Genomic DNA, 16,593 nt, shown 5'->3' with positions numbered 1-16,593 from the left:
TTCCCCTCTCTATTCATCTAAAATATCTACACTACCAATCTCCATTTCTGGTATATCAATTCCATTTTTTGCGCCATCTATTAATTCTTTTGACAGCTCTTCTAATGGTTTTTCTTGATTACAATATATCGCTTCTATAACAATCGGTAAGTTTACACCACTGATTATGCTAATACGCTGATTCAACTTTAATTTTGATGCCCAAAATACGGCTTGATTAAAGGGCGTTCCCCCTTTAAGATCGGCAAAAATAAGCAACTTATTTGACTCATTTTCACTCCATCTCCTCAAGAATTCTTGCAGTTGATCACTAAAATAAGTAATCCCATTCTCTTCAGTTAATTCAAGAGCGTGTAAGTTTTTTTGCTCCCCTAAAATCATTTGTGTCGCTTTTTTCAATCCACTTGCAACACCAGCATGTGAAAGAATCAGTATATCCATAAATAACTTCCCTTCTAATCAACTAGTATTTTTTCAAATTCAACACTCGTGATAAAGTAATTCTATCCCTTATACTTATCAACATATTCAATTTACCGGCTCTACCAAACATAATGTATACCCTTTCATAAAGGTCCACACTTTATATTCAGATGTTTCTAACAACCAAGGTGTTCTTGAATTGACAAATAAATATTTGCTATAAGGCTTAAACTAATTAACGCACTAACCATCCACCATCAACAGCTAGAATGTGGCCTGTTACATAATCTGACGCTTTACTTGATAAAAATACGGCCGTACCCATTAAATCGAAAGGTACTCCCCATCTTTCAGCTGGGATACGATCTAAAATTTCTTTATTCCGTTGTTCATCCGCACGAATTGGGGCAGTATTAGCTGTTGCTATATAGCCAGGAGCAATCGCATTTACTTGGATATTATATTTACTTAATTCGTTAGCAAATGCTTTCGTTAATCCTGCCACCCCATGTTTGCTAGCAGTATAAGAAGGTACAAATTTTCCTCCTTGGAAAGACAACATAGAAGCAATATTAATGATTTTCCCACTCTTTTGCTCTGCCATAACACGAGCTACAGCTTGACTTAGTAAATAAACAGTATTCAAGTTAATACTCATTACGGCATTCCAATCTTCCTTCTTGTATTCAAGCAATGGTGCACGACGAATTGTGCCTGCATTATTAATTAAAATATCAATTTTCCCGAAATTATCTAAACAACCTTGTACCACTTTTTCTGCTGCATCATCTTGTGTTAAATCTACTTGAATGAATTCTACTCGTTGTCCACATTCCTCAATTAATTGACGAGTTTCATCCCAATTGTCACCAGATGCTGCAATATACAAATCTGCCCCAGCTTTCGCTAATGCTACTGCATATCCTTGACCTAATCCTGTATTTCCCCCAGTAACAATAGCTACCTTCCCTTTTAAACTAAAGAAATCCATTGAAAATTCATTTAAGTTCATGTTCTAGTCCTCCTTTAATTGTATCAATCCTACTATTTCAACTGATCCATCTCGACCATGTCCATATCACTATACGTAATGTTTTCTCCACACATTGCCCAAATAAATGTATAGTCACTTGTACCAACACCAGAATGAATTGACCAACTTGGAGAAATTGTCGCCTGCTCATTTTTCATTACCAAATGTTTAGTTTCATCAGGTTTACCCATAAAATGGAACACTCTTGTATCCGGTTTCATATCAAAATATAAGTACGTTTCCATGCGACGTTCATGAGTATGGCAAGGCATGGTATTCCAACTGCTTCCTGGTTCTAAGATGGTATATCCCATCTGTAGTTGACAACTTTCACAAACATTCGGATGAATATATTGATAGATTTTTCGCTTATTTAACGTTGCAGAGTCCCCTGTTTCCATAGGATTAATTTCATCAATGCTTATACGTACATTTCGATATTTATGATGTGCAGGCACTGAAACACAATAGAATTTCGCAGGATTAGACGGATCTTCTGACTTAAAGACCACTTCCTTTGTTTCTTTTCCAATATAGTACCCATCTTGTTTTTTCATACTTTCTTCTATCCCGTCAATTATGATAGATCCTGGTCCACCAATATTTATAACACCTAATTCACGGCGTTCTAAAAAATATGAAACTCCCAATTCAGTAGACAACTCAATACTCAAAGGTTTTTCAGTTGGCGTTACTCCCCCGAAAATCATTCGATCATTATGTGTATATGTAAGAATAACTTCTCCCGGTGCAAAGTTTCGCTCTACTAAAAACTCCTGTCTTAGTTGATCTGTAGAATAATGACGAATATCCATTGGACTATGTGTATAACGTGTTTCCATAATATACATTCTCCTATCATTTTTTAGTATTTTATCTAATAATATTTCCCGACTCATTTCTCATAAACTCTTCTACTTCCAAGATAGAAAACTGATTACAATCACCATGAATCGTATGCTTTAAACTAGATGCTGCAGTAGCGAATGAAACTGTATAATCCAGATCCTTTTCTTCTAATAATCCGTGTAAAATCCCAGCAACAAAAGCATCTCCTCCACCAACACGATCCACAATAGGGTTAATGTTGTACACCTTCGAGGTATACAGACAATGATTTTTCCATAATGTTCCCTGAAGATCATTCGAACTTGCAGAATGAACATCCCTTAATGTAGAGTAAAAGACTTCAATATTAGGGTGTTTCTTATGCATTTGCTCATAATAATATTCTAAATCTAATTGTTTCGTCTTATTTTCAGGAATTCCGATTAAATAGAGAGCATCCATTTTTCCTGCAGAACAGTAATCTACATAAGGTAAAATTTTATTCATTGTTTTCGATGCGCGTTCATAGTTCCATAAATTAGATCGATAATTAATATCAAAACTCACCTTAATTTGACGCTTTTTGGCCTCTTTGATTAATCCTAAAATGAGATCAATCATTGAATCTGATAAAGCAAGGCTAATTCCCGAAACATGAAATAATGATACATTTTTGAATAAATGATCTATATTCCACTCCACATTTTTCATCTGTGCAAAACTAGAATAGGTTCGGTCATACAAAACAAATGAAGCCCTTTTACCTATACCCCTTTCCAGATAGTACGTTCCTAAACGTAAACCACCTTTCAGTAAGTTACTTGTATCCACCCCATAATTTTGTAAATGCTGTTGAACAGCTTTACCTAATAAATTTGAAGGTACCTTACTAGCAAAAGAAACTTGGTGGTTAAAATTCGCTAAATTAATTGCTACATTAGCCTCACTACCACCATAATGCGCTTTAAAAGAATTAGCTTCAGTTATTCTAGTTCCTTCATTAGTGGATAAACGAAGCATAATCTCACCTAGCGTTAAAATTCGCCCCATAATTAGGCACCCTTTCTGATTTCTGCTAACTTATCCATATACTCTCTTGCAAGTTCTGAGACTTTAGCATAATCCCCATTTTGAGCAGGAGCTAGTAAATCTCCTCCCACACCTATAGCTACACATCCACGTTCAAACCATTGATGCATATTCTCAATATTTATCCCTCCAGTAGGCATAATATTAACTTGTGGCAGGGGACCCTTCACTGCATTTATAAAGCTTGGATTGTACGAACTTCCTGGAAATAGTTTTATAATGTCGACTCCCGCTTTTAATGCTGTACTTATTTCCGTAATTGTCATACAACCAGGTAAATATGGAACTTGATAAAGATTACAAATCTCTGCTGTTTCTTTATCAAACGCTGGACTAACAATATACTCAGCTCCTGCCAAAATGGCTATACGAGCCGTTATCGCATCAAGCACAGTCCCTGCACCAATCACCAAATCTTCACAATCACTATGTATTTCCCTGATTTTACGAACGACCTCTTCAGCTTGCGGCACTGAAAAGGTTACTTCAATACCAGTAATCCCTCCATCAATAACCGCCTCAGTAACTTTAAGAGCCTCTTCTTTTGTATGCGCTCTCAAAACAGCGATTACGCCACTCTTATTCAGTTTATTTAATACAGTTACCCTTTTCATAAAGTGCCTCCATTTTTAAGAGCTCACACTCTTAATTTCTTATTTGGAAATTAGTTTTCCTTAAAAGAAATTTATAAATAGATTATATGAATTATTTAGCAGGATTACAAGATTTTTTTTTGATATTTAGTGAAAATTTTTTGAACATTATTTATTATTTTTCTAACATAGAAATCCATTATTCAGCCATAGTTCTTACTGAACTCACAAGTCGGTTCCAATTCTTTTGCTTCTAAAAATAAAAAAGAGCTCTAGCAGTGAAAAATCACCACTAAAGCTCCTTAATATGAAACCCCCTATATAAACGCATGCAATTGTTCAAGTTCTTTGAGAATACTTTGTTTTGTTTCTAGTATCAACTGAATCATTTTTTTCTTCAGGTCTTCTGTAACACGATACTTGGGCATACTCACGCTAAATGCACCATATGTTTGCCCATTTAAAGTTAACGAAACTCCTATACAATATACTTCCTCTTCATATTCAGCATCATCAATCGCAAAACCAATTTGCTCTATCTTTTTTAAAGTTTCCTTTAAAACATGAGGATCAACTATAGTATTTTCATTAACCGGATTCAATTCTACCCTTGTTAAATAGCTTTCTAAATCTTGTTGAGAAAATTCTGCAAGTACAGCCTTCCCCATTGCTGAACAATACAAAGGAATACTCATTCCAATTCGTGAACTCATACGAATTATCGGTCTCTCTGGCTCTAATTTATTAATATAAAAAATTTTATCTTCTTCTAATATTCCTAAATGAACAGTTTCATCTAAACTACTTTGTAACTTTTTTAAATATGGAAATGTGATTTTGGTAATATCTAAATTCGCAAGATACTGATTTGCATAGTAAATTAAAGCGGTTCCTAAACCAAATCTTTTAGTTTCAGGATATTTTTTTGCATAGCCTATTATAACTAACGTTTCTAATATCTTTAATGTTGTTGAACTTGTCATCCCTGTTTCTTGCGCAATCACATTTAAAGGCTGTGGTTTTTTACTTTCAGATAAAAAATCTAAGATTTTTGAAGCTTTTATTAAAACTGTACCATATGGTTGTTTTTCTTTTGTCATACCGCCTCATCCTTTAATAATCATTATCTACGGCCTTATTCTCCAATAAAAAGAATAAAACTTACTATCTTAAAGAAATTGTACTATAAAACAATTATATAAGAAAGCGAGGTACACTCCATATTAATTAATACTGCATATAACTTTAACATCTATTCTAACGGTGAATGACTTACTACAATGCGCCTCAGCATACGTTTCTCACTGTAAAAAAGTAAACAATGCAAATCTCCCGTCACAAATAACAGATTATTTCATAACTTATTTTCCTCTTGCTTTCATAGGAAGCTCGTCTTTCTTCACTTCTTCCCAAGCTGTCTCACCTTCTTTATCTGAGTGATACCCATGTAGGATTGCTTCTTTAACTTAAGAATTTATTAGAACTACCCCAGAATGATAAAATTTCGCACAAGTTACTCAATTTTATCATTCTGGGGTAGTTTATTTTTGTTAGGTTGACAGCTATAAAGGGATTTCCTTTTGTTAAGTTGATGGCGATGAGGTCCATCCCCATCTGATTATTAGTCCTAACCAATCGAGCTTTTACGGACCGTTAATGCGGGATAAAATGAAACAATAATAAACAGGGGTTGTCCATCCCCTCTTATTATTCATCCACAAATATAAGAGTCTCAATTTATACACGTATAAATTGAGACTCTTTTCTTCCTATATATGATTACTGCTGATCACATACTTTTGTATCATCCACTACTGAAGTTCCTTCAACGGTTACCGTATGAAAACAGTCATTTACACGAACTGTCACAACATTATCTTGCCGATCAATGATATGATATTCATTAAAATTTTTATTTAGAGCACTGCGAATTTGTTCTCCTTCATAAATTGGAATGCCATGTGATAAAACCCAAATAAGCCCAGCGATAGCAAGAATAGTTTTCATACGATCTACCTCCTTGAGAATATAGTGAACTTTTAATCCATGCTTTTTCAGCTCTATTAATCATGAATGGAATGAATCAAGCTTTTTGGAAATAAGTTCATTTCGTCTATTTTATGTTTATGCTAATTGTGACCGAATTGTGACAACTTTTTGTCTCTTTAGACGAAAAGTTGAAACAAAACTTTCAAAAAGGACAATTCTACTTGAACAAACAAAAGGCTATGGAGAATTTCCCCATAGCCTTTTGTTTGCATTTGACTAGACAATCATTTCATTATGTTTAATGTTAAGTGTTTCAATTTGAATGGTAGTATGTTCAATATGGAACTCTTGCTTTAACATATCGATAATATTTTGAAGTACTTTTTGATCATCCTGTTTTTTATCAATCATTACATGGACGCTTAATGCATCTAATCCTGATGTAATTGTCCAAATATGAAGATCATGTAAATCACGTACACCTTCTACTCCTTTAATCGCTTGCTTCACTTTCTCTAGTTCAATTGCAACTGGTGTACCCTCCATAAGTATATGAATAGAATGTTTTGTTACTCCCCATGCACTCTTTAAAATTAATAAAGCTACAACTACTGAAATAATTGGATCTGCAATATACCATGAGAATAATGACATAAGTACACCAGCTACTAATGCTCCCACTGACCCTAAAGCATCTCCAAGAACATGTAAATAAGCGCTGCGTAAATTCACGTTATTTTTCACGTCACCTTGTCTCATAAGTGCCCATGCACTAATTAAATTTGCTAGTAAACCAATTGATGCGATTAACATCATTGGACCACTTGCTACAGTTGGCGGTTCAAAAAAACGATCAATTGCTTCCCATACGATAAGCCCTGCTACAACAAATAACGTAATACCATTAATTAGTGCCGCTAAAATTTCAAAACGATAATATCCATATGTTTTTGTAGAAGTAACTGTTCTAGCTGCTAATCCAATAGCAATTAAACTTAATAACAATGAACTTGTATCACTTAACATATGTCCTGAATCTGATAATAAAGCTAAACTATTTGTAACTAGTCCCCCGAAAAATTCAAGGAACATAATAGTTGCTGTAATGACTAAAGCTGTAATTAATCCTTTTCTATTTCCTTTCCTACTCTCCTCAAAATGATGATGTCCATGGGAATGCCCGTGAGCATGCCCATGATGTTGGTGACCGTGATGATGTCCCATATAAATGCCTCCTTTTAATTTTGTTTTGTCTTTCATAATTCCACTATTAAATTTTCACTTTATTTACAAATGGCTCTTTTCTTATCTGAATCGAACTTGTTGGACAGCCGTCACTTGCCGCCAACATTGCTTGCAAGAAAGTTTTTGGAATACCCATTATTCCTTGGTTGTTATCTAATACACCAAATGATTTTCCTCTTCCATCTAATTGATATATATCAGGTGCTATAGAAGTACATAGTCCACATGCCTCACAATTCTTTTTATTTACAACCGTATAATGTAGCAATTTAACTCACCTCCGTTACAGATATACAATACATAGGTAGGGTATATTAAAGTCTTTATTTTATACAAATTTCCCTATTTAAATAATAATGGCCTATCGGTTTTAAATCTTTATCCAATTCATAAACCAATGGTGTTCCTGTTGGAATGTTTAGATTTTCTATATCTTCATCTGAAATTTGATCTAAATGTTTTACTAAAGCACGTATTGTATTGCCATGGGCTGCTATAATTACTTGTTTACCTGCTTTTACATTAGGAGCTATCTCTTCATTCCAATATGAAACAACTCGTTTTTCTGTATCTTCTAGATCTTCTGTAAGAGGAAACTCATACTCTTTTACATCTCTATATTTCGGATGTGCTGCTTCATATCTTTCGTCATCTTTTGTAAGTGCTGGTGGGCGTACATTTGTTGAACGTCTCCATAAGGTTACTTGTTCATCCCCATATTTTCTCGCTGTTTCTTCCTTATTTAATCCTTGAAGCGCACCGTAATGTCGCTCATTTAATTTCCATGTTTTATGAACAGGTATCCACATCAAATCCATTTCTTCGAGAGTAATCCATAAAGTACGCATCGCTCTTCTCAAAACAGATGTATATGCGATATCAAATGAGAAACCATTAGCTTTCAGCATTACTCCGGCTTCTCTTGCTTCTTCCAAACCTTTACTAGATAAATCAACATCCGTCCAACCGGTAAACCTATTTTCAACATTCCATTCACTTTGTCCGTGTCGTATTAAAACTAGCTTTACCATACTTATTATCTCCTCTCTTTTTAAAGTTGCATTTTCATAAAGAAGTATCTTTATGAAAATGCATAATTACATATCAAGATCTTTATGCTTCATTTCACTACTGTGACTAAACGCTAATTCAATTAATCCATTTACGTGAGAGTCATCTAATGAATAAAAAACAAGTTTTCCCTCTTTACGCTTTTTCGCCAATCCTATCGTTTGTAATAGTCTTAAGTGATGTGAAGCTGTTGCGATACTGCTATGAATAATACTTGCGACATCACGTACACAAAGCTCTTTTTCCGTATACAACGCATAAGCAATTTTCAAACGTGTTTCATCTGCAAGTGCTTTAAACATTTTCGCTACACTACTTATATTTTCTTTCTCTAACATGTCACTTGCATGTTTTACTTTCTTCTCATCATGATAGCAAAGTTCACAATGCTCTTCCTTCATATGTAACACCTCTTATTCAAATATATATTTGATTATGTATGTAGTATACCGTATAAACGAGAAACATTCAAATGTTTATTTGAATGTTTCTCGTTTATACTAAAAATCCCACTGATTATTAACCCACAGCTACCAATCTTATGAGCTTTCCGATTGTTACTACCGAATAAATCACACCGTTTTTCTTTTAGTATTCTTCCTGAGAAAAACAAAACTTTGTAAAGAGCTCCCATATAAGTTCGTTTCTACTGCTTACTCCGACCTTTTCAAAAATTGACTTGAAATGATCCTGAACTGTATACGTAGAAATACACAATTCTTTTGCCACTTCTTTTGTTGACATCCCTCTAACAATTCCTACTATCACTTCTTTCTCTCTTTGAGACAAACAATAAGAATCTGCAAGAAATGGAAAAACTTCTTCTGGCCGTGCACTTTCGAACAAAACCCTATATCCTGTATGACAACTACTATAACCTTCTAGCCTGCTCGCACGAATAACCAAAAATTCCCTACACGTTAAACTTATACAGACTGTTGCTTCTTTATTAGTTTCATTCGCTTTTACTTTCGAACAAACTGCCCGTATCGGCCTCGGAATGTCATCTTCATTCAATTGTTCATATTTTCTAAAGCTTGATAACCATATGTATCCTGTTTCATCCCAATAATTTAGTCTAAGATTTTCATTTAATACAATCATGCCCCTTCCTACTACTTTCACTTGTTCTTCTGACCTGATTATAAAGGATGTTCTTAAAGTATCTCCTGCCAATAAACCGACCTTCGATAAATACTTACATTCATCATGCTGAAAAGGTATTTTTGTCTTATCTCGAAACAAACTTAAATGTCCAAAACATTTTCCTTTACTCATACAAACCACTCTTACTTCATCTATAAAACCAGCTGGTTTTAAAATGTTTCGATACCTAGTACTTTTTATGGGGTTATCATTTGTGATAATACACATCGCACCAACATGAGGAGGATTTCGTGCTAAGTCTTTAAATTTGTTGTAATCATCCTCTAAAAATTCATTCATAAATAACTGCGAATGCAGTTGTTCAATTCTTCGATCTGTATATGCCCCGGTTGATAAAAATGTGCGCGGGTCTATAGCGGTAAAACAGGAAGCATCAAAAGGAATTACCTTTTTTAAAATATTTAAAAACTCTTTTTGAAATTGTCTAATCGATCTCTCACTTTTCATCAACACTGTTATTTCTTTCGTTGCCTGTTCATAAAACATCTTGATTTCCCCCCAGATTTATGGGATTGTTTCCTCTAACCATTTCATTTCATAATAAAGTGAAACTTATTGTAAAAGAGGAGGCTAAAAAATGAGCTGGAATGATCGTACTGTACATACATATGAACGAACAATTCCGTTAAAAATCCCTGGATATTTTACCCTTTATGAAATGGTGAACCATTTTTTATTTACGACACTCCCTAAAGAAAACATGAATCCAAATTTACTAGTTATAGGTGCTGGTGGTGGACAAGAAATTCTCTCAATAAGTAAACAAAATAGCAACTTATCTTTTACAGGTGTTGATCCATCTAAAAGCATGCTACAGTTAGCTAAAAAAAGAATTGAAAACGAAGACTTGCAAAATCAAATTCAATTTGTACATGGAACTGTTCATTCATTATTAACCAATCCATTATTTGACGCTGCTACTTGTATGCTTGTTCTTCACTTCATCCCAACTATGAAGGAGAAAAAAGAGTTACTTAATGAAATTAGTAGTCGCCTAAAGCCAGGTGCTCCATTCTTTCTCTCTTCAATAAATGGTATACCCCATACAAGTATGTTTTCTGCACAATTAAATGCTTGGCGCAACCATATGATACAAAATCAAATTCCATTAAAAGATTGGGACCGATTTAAAAATTCTTTTGAAACAGAAATATTTCCTATTTCCGAAACAAATCTACTAACTATTATGGAGGAATGTGGCTTTACTCACATCACTCGCTTTTTCAGTAGCTTTTTAATTGATGGATACGTTGCCTTTAGACAATAATGAAAAAAGGTAAGCTTTTGCTTACCTTTTTTCATTATTTATACGTGACTAATAAACCTTAACCCTTTACTTAAAGAAGTCGGCACAACTGATGCATGATTCTCCCCTTCAGCTTCATAAAACGTAAATCTAAACTGATCATGTTTTACTTGGAGAAGGCGCTCTGACAATTCGTTTGCCCCTACAACCATATGCTCTCGTTCTAGTGATCCAACTGTAAGGAATACCCCCGTTTCAAACTTGGCACTATTTAATTCACTTATAAGATTCTCTTCTTTTTCAAGCACAGATTGGTTATTCCACCAAATAGATGGACTACTAATAAAATAATTTTGAAAGGCATTTACGTTTGTAAATAGTATATGTAAAGCAAATAAACCACCTAGCGAATGCCCAAATAACGTTTGTTTTCCTTTATCAATCTCAAAATCCTTTTCGATTTGAGGCTTCAGTTCTTCTTCTATAAAAGTAAAGAAGTTATGTGCTCCTCCTGTTTTAGGCCACGGTTTGCCATCTGGTTTTAGAGGCGCATCTTTTGAAATTACGCTAGGCGTAAAATCATAGCATCTTTCTTCACCTGAAAATGCCCCTTCAATTGGATAACCAATACCTACTATAATAGCTGGTGAAACACCTGTTTTTTCTGCTCTAACTGATTGTATTTTAACCGATTCATGGAATGTTTGAAAAAAAGCATTGCCATCTAATACGTATATAACAGGATATCCTGACTCTGGTGCTGGCTGCTTCGGCTTTGAAATAAGAATTTGATATTCCTTACCTTTTAGTTTTGAATACATTTTCCACTGCTCTGTATTAAATGTTATAATCTGCTGTTTTTCAATAGTAGTATTCATCTTATTTCCCCCTCCTTAACTCGTTACATATATTTCTACTTTCTCTTCTTGAGATACAACGCTATCGTACCCAAAACAAACAGGAGACCCGTTATACGGATCAATCATGACACGCGCATCAATATGAAATACTTCTTTTAACACTTCATTTGTAATAATTTCTTCTGGGCTACCAGTTGTAACGATTTCCCCTTCCTTCATTGCAATAATTTCATCTGAAAACCTTGCTGCATGGTTAATATCATGTAGTACCATTACGATCGTACAATTATGTTCTTTATTTAATTTCTCCACAATTTGTAATACATCTAATTGATGAGACATATCAAGATATGTCGTTGGTTCATCTAGTAGTAACACTTCTGTCTCTTGTGCTAAAGCCATCGCTAGCCATACCTTTTGCCTTTGACCACCTGATAAATTTGCAATTTGTCTCGTTCGAAATTCAGAAGTTTTCGTTATTTCTAATGCCCAATCAATCATTTCTTTATCTTTTGAAGTTAACTTATTTACGTTATTTCGATGTGGATAGCGTCCATAAGAAATTAACTCTTCTACTTTAAGCTCTCCTGGCGCAATTGGAGTTTGCGGAAGTAACGCTAACTGCTTCGCAATTTCTTTCGTTGGAATTGTATGTAAATCCTGTCCTTGCAAATATACTTTACCGCTCTTTTGCTTTAAAATTCTTCCCATTGTTTTTAACAATGTCGATTTACCGCACCCGTTTGGCCCTATAATTGTCGTTACTTTTCCTTCTTGTATTTCCACATTTAAATCGCGAAACACTGTAAGCTTTTCATAACTCGTTTCTAAATTTTTTGCACTTAAAATACTCACTTTTATTCCTCCTCTTACGCTTTCGCCTTATAAAGTAAATATAAGAAATACGGTACACCGACAATAGAAATAACGATTCCAACTGGTAACTCTACAGGTGTGAACACTGTTTTTGCAATAAAGTCTGAAGCAATTACAAGGAACATTCCGATTACTCCGCACGTAGGAATGATATATTTATGTTGAATACCAACTAGCCTTTTCGCTATATGCGGTGCCATTAGTCCAATGAAGCCAATACTTCCTGAAACAGCAACACATGCGCTCACAAGTCCGATACTACTTAGTAGTAAAATAGATTTCTCTCTTTCTACTGAAACACCTAAACTTGTAATACTCGTTTCTTCCAATTGAAATAAATCTAATAAATAAGCTTTCTTTTGTATAAGCGGAATTAATATGATAAGCCACGGCAACATAGCAACAATATACTTCCAGTTTGCGCTATATATGCTTCCAGACACCCAAACTGCAGCCATTTCGAAATCAGTTGACTTCATTTTGAGTGATAAGTACATAGAAAATGCTCCAAATCCTGATCCAATTGCAATCCCTGTTAACAAAAGACGTTGCGAATCTAGCTTACCGTTTTTCCATGAAAATAGATAAATGATGATAGCTGCACCTAATCCGCCGACTAAACCAAACATTGGCATCATCATAATAGACATCCAGTCTGTGCTCTTTAATTGCCCTTGAAAGAAAAACATAAAAATAACGATGGCTGTTCCGGCTCCAGCATTCACTCCTAAAATACCTGGGTCTGCCAATCCATTTCTCGTAATCCCTTGAATAACGGCACCTGCAACGCCGAGGCCTAATCCTACTAACCCAGCAATTACAATGCGTGGAAGACGAAAATCAAAGATAACTAGATCATGTTCTGGTACTGGATCAATTCTAAAAAGTGTTTTAAATACGTCCGTAATCGTAATATCAAACGTACCGTTCGTTAAACTAATATAAATAGCACCAAAAATTAAAAATATAATAATCCCCATTGTCATTCCAAAACGTTGACTTGAACTTTTAGGCATGTCTCTCTCCCCCTCTTGTACGGATTAAATAAAGGAAGAACGGAATTCCAATTAAGGAAGTAACGACGCCAATTGGTGTTTCAAATGGATAGTTTACAAATCTACTCAAAACGTCACATAATGCTAAGAACACTCCGCCAATAACACCTGCACATGGCAAAATCCACTTATAATCTACCCCAATTATAAAGCGAGTAATGTGCGGAATAATTAAACCTACAAAACCTACTTTCCCGACTAGAGCAACTGCTGTTCCTGTTAAAAGAATAACGGATAAAATCGCCATCGCTTTAACTAGTTTTGTACGTTGTCCTAGATTAATAGATACCTCTTCTCCTAAAGAAAGAATGGTAATAGATTTTGATATTACTAATGCTAAAGCTATCCCAATTATCCCAAAAGGTATCGTGATTATAATTACATTAGGGTCCACTTGATCTAACTTTGCATTAAACCAAAAACTAACATTTTGAGAAATTTGGAAATACGAAGCCATCGCAGCAGATACACTACTTAAAAATGTTCCAATAACTGTTCCGATAATCGCTAATCTAACAGGCGATAAGCCATTTTGAAGGAGCGAACCGAAACCAAACACGATACCTGCTCCTAATGCAGAACCAATCATTGAACATAAAACCATACCGATTGATGACATTCCCGGAAGAAAAATCATACAAAGTGTAATAACAAAAGCTGCACCATCCGTCACACCCATAATAGAAGGGGATGCAAGATAGTTTCTTGTCATCCCCTGCATAAGTGCTCCTGATATGGCTAGAAATGCTCCGACTAAAAGAGCTGCAACTACCCTTGGTAAACGTGAAGTAATAATAATATTATGATTTACATTGCTTGAATCAAAATGAAATAATGCATTCCACACTGTTTGAGCATCAATGTTTTTCGCACCATATAAAATAGAAAGTATAACCGTAAATAAAATCAATATGGGTGCTATACATAAAATGGTTACTGGTACCGCATTCGTTTTCTGCATATCATTCAACGCACCTTACTTATTGTATTATTTAGATAAATTTTTCACTGCTTCTTTTAAGAATGCTGTTTTACTCCAAGCTGTACCACCTTGTGCCATTGGGTCTACAACGTTTACAAATACTTTCTTTTCTTTCGCCGCATTCATACTTTGCCAAATTGGATTCTTTTCAATGTCTTCTAACACTTTCGGTTTATTATTTTCACTAGCCTCGTATTGTAAGAAGATATAATCAGGATTAACTTCAGCTAATTTTTCTAAAGAAATCTTTTCTTGTGCTTTTACCGTTTTAAGTTGTTCTGGAGCAGTTAGTCCAAGATCTTTATAAATTACAGGATTAAAGTATACTCCTTCTGGGTATAGGAATAAGTCGTTTGCTCTTAGTCTAATGACAAGTACTTTTTTGTCTTTTAACTTATCTCCTAATTTTACTTTTGCTTTTTCAGCATCCGTATTGTAATCTTTAATAATCTTTTCTGCTTTATCTTTTTTACCAGTTAATTCTCCCATTAACTTTAAATTATCTTCCCAATTTGTTGAAACGTGCGATACTGGGAATGTCGGAGCTACTTTCGTGAACTTTTCAGCTGTTTCTGCTGGGAATTTCGTACTTGATGTAATAACATCTGGTTTTAATTGTAGTAATGTTTCAAAATTTGGTTCCATCTTCTCACCAACAGATTTTGCACCTTCTAAATCTTTTTCAAGATACTTCGGTAATTTACCACCAACAGTAATAGCACCGACCGGCTTAATACCAAGTACCGCTGCATCTTCCATTGACTCTAAACTAGCTGTCGCAATTTTATCGACTTTTGCCGGCACTGTATATTCTTTACCTAAATATGTAATTTTTCTTTTTTCGTCTTTTTTCGTTTCCGTAGCTTTTGTCTGTTGCTTTTGCTCCCCAGAAGTTTTATCAGCGCTATTACATGCTGCTAATCCTACACTTAATACTGTAACCATCCCTAATGTAAATAACTTCTTGTTCATCTTTATATATCTCCTCTCGAATTTTCAAACTATATTCTCAATAAAATTTAACTATTTGAAACTTGTCTTACATATATATTTCATTAGATTAATAATTCTATCCAGAACTCATTCTCGTTCACTTCCCCTAAACTATAATTCTTTTACACCTCATCCATCGATAACCTTTTTCATTGATAATGATTATCGTTACTAAGTATATATTTAATATGCAATTATTTCAAGAAAGATTTGAAAAATTTTAACAAACTGAATAAAAAAGAAGTATCCGCCTAATGTCAGGGAGATACTTCTTTTTTTAGAAATTTATGTGTAATTCAACTGGGCAATGGTCTGATCCCATTACTTCACTATTAATTTTCGCCTCTGTTATTTTGTCTTTCATTCTTTCAGAAACAACAAAATAATCTAAACGCCATCCAATATTTTTTGCTCTCGCTCCCATACGATACGACCACCATGAGTATGCGCCTTCCTGATCAGGATACAGATAACGATATGTATCAATAAATCCTTCTTCTAAAATACGTGTGAATTTCTCTCGTTCCTCATCAGAAAATCCAGGATTTTTACGATTACTTTTTGGATTTTTTAAATCGATTTCTTTATGAGCAACGTTTAAATCACCGCAAAAAACAACTGGTTTCTTCTCATCTAATCGTTTTATATACGCCCGGAAATTATCTTCCCATTTCATTCTGTAATCTAATCGTTCTAATCCACGTTTTGAATTTGGTGTATATAACGTTATCATATAAAAACCTTCGAATTCTACAGTAATAACTCGGCCTTCTTGATCATGCTCTTCGATGCCTAAACCGTATGTAACAGAAAGCGGTTCTTTTTTTGTGAAAATAGCCGTTCCTGAATAGCCTTTTTTCACAGCATAATTCCAGTATGTATAATATCCCTCTGGATTTAAATCAATTTGCCCATCTTGTAGTTTAATCTCTTGTAAACAAAATATATCGGCATTTGATTCCTCAAGATATTCTAAAAATCCACCTTTTGCGATAACTGCTCGCAAACCATTTACATTCCACGAAATTAACTTCACCTATAGTCCTCCTCTTGATGTTTATTTCCAAATTTCATGCTATCACAAAATAGAAAAACAATCATATCTTCATCTTTGTAATCTTGCTCTTACATTTGTGAATACAT

The 16,593-nt window shown here is 34.4% G+C and carries 19 protein-coding genes and 1 pseudogene; 1 reads left to right on the top strand and 19 read right to left on the bottom strand.

Translation table 11 applies throughout. From position 1 onward, the window contains the following. Positions 1-9: 9 nt before the first annotated feature. The 13 genes and pseudogenes from MR115_RS22945 to MR115_RS22885 form a co-directional block, all read right to left on the bottom strand. Positions 10-441 carry a PTS sugar transporter subunit IIA gene (locus tag MR115_RS22945; RefSeq protein ID WP_242242904.1) on the bottom strand — a complete coding sequence of 144 codons (432 nt, stop codon included), beginning with the start codon at positions 439-441 and terminating at the stop codon, positions 10-12. Between the two features lie 217 nt (positions 442-658). Beyond that, complete coding sequence (kduD, locus tag MR115_RS22940; RefSeq protein WP_088028746.1) at positions 659-1,435, bottom strand: 2-dehydro-3-deoxy-D-gluconate 5-dehydrogenase KduD; 777 nt, start codon at positions 1,433-1,435, stop codon at positions 659-661. A 32-nt stretch (positions 1,436-1,467) separates the two neighbouring features. Further along, the gene (gene kduI / locus MR115_RS22935; protein WP_088028745.1) at positions 1,468-2,298 is read right to left on the bottom strand and encodes a 5-dehydro-4-deoxy-D-glucuronate isomerase; all 831 of its coding nucleotides are present in this window, start codon (positions 2,296-2,298) and stop codon (positions 1,468-1,470) included. Positions 2,299-2,329: 31 nt separating this feature from the next. Beyond that, positions 2,330-3,334 (bottom strand): sugar kinase, encoded by a 1,005-nt coding sequence (locus MR115_RS22930; protein ID WP_097816791.1) that lies wholly within the window; start codon positions 3,332-3,334, stop codon positions 2,330-2,332. A 2-nt stretch (positions 3,335-3,336) separates the two neighbouring features. After that, positions 3,337-3,987 carry a bifunctional 4-hydroxy-2-oxoglutarate aldolase/2-dehydro-3-deoxy-phosphogluconate aldolase gene (locus tag MR115_RS22925; RefSeq protein WP_088028743.1) on the bottom strand — a complete coding sequence of 217 codons (651 nt, stop codon included), beginning with the start codon at positions 3,985-3,987 and terminating at the stop codon, positions 3,337-3,339. 296 nt (positions 3,988-4,283) lie between these two features. Continuing rightward, positions 4,284-5,066 carry an IclR family transcriptional regulator gene (locus tag MR115_RS22920; protein ID WP_088028742.1) on the bottom strand — a complete coding sequence of 261 codons (783 nt, stop codon included), beginning with the start codon at positions 5,064-5,066 and terminating at the stop codon, positions 4,284-4,286. A 261-nt stretch (positions 5,067-5,327) separates the two neighbouring features. Further along, positions 5,328-5,429: pseudogene (locus MR115_RS22915) on the bottom strand (nitroreductase); the annotation flags it as partial. Between the two features lie 316 nt (positions 5,430-5,745). After that, on the bottom strand, positions 5,746-5,973 hold the full coding sequence (locus tag MR115_RS22910; RefSeq protein ID WP_071716246.1) for a hypothetical protein: 228 nt from the start codon (positions 5,971-5,973) through the stop codon (positions 5,746-5,748). A gap of 258 nt (positions 5,974-6,231) precedes the next feature. Beyond that, positions 6,232-7,179 (bottom strand): cation diffusion facilitator family transporter, encoded by a 948-nt coding sequence (locus MR115_RS22905; RefSeq protein WP_088028741.1) that lies wholly within the window; start codon positions 7,177-7,179, stop codon positions 6,232-6,234. Positions 7,180-7,225: 46 nt separating this feature from the next. Then, entirely contained in the window at positions 7,226-7,468 is a 243-nt protein-coding gene (locus tag MR115_RS22900) for a ferredoxin (protein WP_242242903.1), read from the bottom strand. Positions 7,469-7,523: 55 nt separating this feature from the next. Continuing rightward, the gene (gene gpmA, locus MR115_RS22895) at positions 7,524-8,231 is read right to left on the bottom strand and encodes a 2,3-diphosphoglycerate-dependent phosphoglycerate mutase (RefSeq protein ID WP_242242902.1); all 708 of its coding nucleotides are present in this window, start codon (positions 8,229-8,231) and stop codon (positions 7,524-7,526) included. A 66-nt stretch (positions 8,232-8,297) separates the two neighbouring features. After that, on the bottom strand, positions 8,298-8,672 hold the full coding sequence (locus MR115_RS22890; RefSeq protein ID WP_061678136.1) for an ArsR/SmtB family transcription factor: 375 nt from the start codon (positions 8,670-8,672) through the stop codon (positions 8,298-8,300). Positions 8,673-8,859: 187 nt separating this feature from the next. Next, a complete protein-coding gene (locus MR115_RS22885; RefSeq protein WP_242242901.1) occupies positions 8,860-9,924 on the bottom strand; it encodes a helix-turn-helix transcriptional regulator in 1,065 nt (354 codons plus the stop codon). Between the two features lie 91 nt (positions 9,925-10,015). Here MR115_RS22885 and MR115_RS22880 point away from each other — a divergent pair, with 91 nt between their 5' ends. Further along, on the top strand, positions 10,016-10,705 hold the full coding sequence (locus tag MR115_RS22880; protein WP_242242900.1) for a class I SAM-dependent methyltransferase: 690 nt from the start codon (positions 10,016-10,018) through the stop codon (positions 10,703-10,705). A 38-nt stretch (positions 10,706-10,743) separates the two neighbouring features. On the opposite strand, the gene MR115_RS22875 is transcribed toward MR115_RS22880, so the two are convergent. The 6 genes from MR115_RS22875 to MR115_RS22850 form a co-directional block, all read right to left on the bottom strand. Beyond that, positions 10,744-11,562, bottom strand: coding sequence for an alpha/beta hydrolase (locus MR115_RS22875; RefSeq protein ID WP_242242899.1), 819 nt, complete (start codon positions 11,560-11,562; stop codon positions 10,744-10,746). A gap of 15 nt (positions 11,563-11,577) precedes the next feature. Then, positions 11,578-12,399 carry an ABC transporter ATP-binding protein gene (locus tag MR115_RS22870; protein ID WP_242242898.1) on the bottom strand — a complete coding sequence of 274 codons (822 nt, stop codon included), beginning with the start codon at positions 12,397-12,399 and terminating at the stop codon, positions 11,578-11,580. A 14-nt stretch (positions 12,400-12,413) separates the two neighbouring features. Next, positions 12,414-13,436, bottom strand: a complete 1,023-nt coding sequence (locus tag MR115_RS22865) for a FecCD family ABC transporter permease (RefSeq protein ID WP_061678140.1) — start codon at positions 13,434-13,436, stop codon at positions 12,414-12,416. Beyond that, positions 13,429-14,436: a FecCD family ABC transporter permease gene (locus tag MR115_RS22860; protein WP_242242897.1), complete on the bottom strand. Its 1,008-nt coding sequence runs from the start codon at positions 14,434-14,436 to the stop codon at positions 13,429-13,431. Before MR115_RS22860 ends, MR115_RS22865 begins: the two co-directional genes overlap by 8 nt. Positions 14,437-14,463: 27 nt before the next feature. Continuing rightward, positions 14,464-15,429 carry an iron-hydroxamate ABC transporter substrate-binding protein gene (locus tag MR115_RS22855; protein ID WP_242242896.1) on the bottom strand — a complete coding sequence of 322 codons (966 nt, stop codon included), beginning with the start codon at positions 15,427-15,429 and terminating at the stop codon, positions 14,464-14,466. A 298-nt stretch (positions 15,430-15,727) separates the two neighbouring features. Then, the gene (locus tag MR115_RS22850; protein ID WP_242242895.1) at positions 15,728-16,486 is read right to left on the bottom strand and encodes an exodeoxyribonuclease III; all 759 of its coding nucleotides are present in this window, start codon (positions 16,484-16,486) and stop codon (positions 15,728-15,730) included. Positions 16,487-16,593: the final 107 nt, after the last annotated feature.

This window comes from Bacillus cereus group sp. BfR-BA-01309, assembly GCF_022664315.1.
Taxonomy (GTDB): domain Bacteria; phylum Bacillota; class Bacilli; order Bacillales; family Bacillaceae_G; genus Bacillus_A; species Bacillus_A mobilis.
The sequence above is the reverse complement of the archived record's forward strand: the minus strand, read 5'-3'. Positions and strand labels throughout refer to the sequence as shown.